Source organism: Psychrobacter sp. 1Y4 (genome assembly GCF_051847555.1).
Genome location: NZ_JBPYDE010000909.1, coordinates 1 through 574 on the forward strand (window position 1 = coordinate 1; position 574 = coordinate 574).

Sequence of the window (574 nt, forward strand, 5' to 3'; positions counted from 1 at the left end):
TCTAGGGTAGTTTGACAATATAGGAGGCAAAGGATGCCATATTTATTTGGTGGCTTGGTGCTGTTGAATGCGATCACGCTGGGTTACTACTTGTTTCTAAAGCAGCCATCAACCACCCAAACGCTAAAGACAGCCAAAGAAGAGATTACTCAGCCATTAGCATTTGCTAACAGTGCTGAATATATTCCGCCTATCATTGGTAGCAAAGATTAATTTATCCACGCAGGGTTTGTTTAAGCGATCGTGTTAAGGATTGTCTTCATTCGATCTGATACTATCGACTGTAGATGTGTCATCGACTGCATCAGCAGCCAAGGTATTGTCTCCAGCAACTTTAGAGAGTAGGGGTATGCGCACGCATACTTGTAACCCACCATCAGGGTGATTAATCGCCTCGACCGTACCATGATGTAACCGCGCAATGCGATCTACAATGGCCAGCCCTAGACCGCTACCTTGGGTAGTACGTGCGGTCTCTCCACGCTCAAATGGCTGCATGATACGCTCCAATTGATCCTCTGCCACACCATCACCGCAGTCACGCACACAAATCATCAGTTGCTCTTGTGCTTCT

At 46.7% G+C, this 574-nt stretch carries 2 protein-coding genes; one reads left to right on the top strand and one right to left on the bottom strand.

Annotation, left to right across the window (positions count from 1 at the left end; translation table 11 throughout):
• Nucleotides 1-33: 33 nt before the first annotated feature.
• Nucleotides 34-213, top strand: coding sequence for a hypothetical protein (locus ACS8FC_RS19540; protein ID WP_201601551.1), 180 nt, complete (start codon nucleotides 34-36; stop codon nucleotides 211-213).
• 33 nt (nucleotides 214-246) lie between these two features.
• Here ACS8FC_RS19540 and ACS8FC_RS19545 read toward each other — a convergent pair.
• A partial coding sequence (locus ACS8FC_RS19545) for an ATP-binding protein (protein WP_439298009.1) occupies nucleotides 247-574 on the bottom strand: 328 nt, incomplete at its 5' end.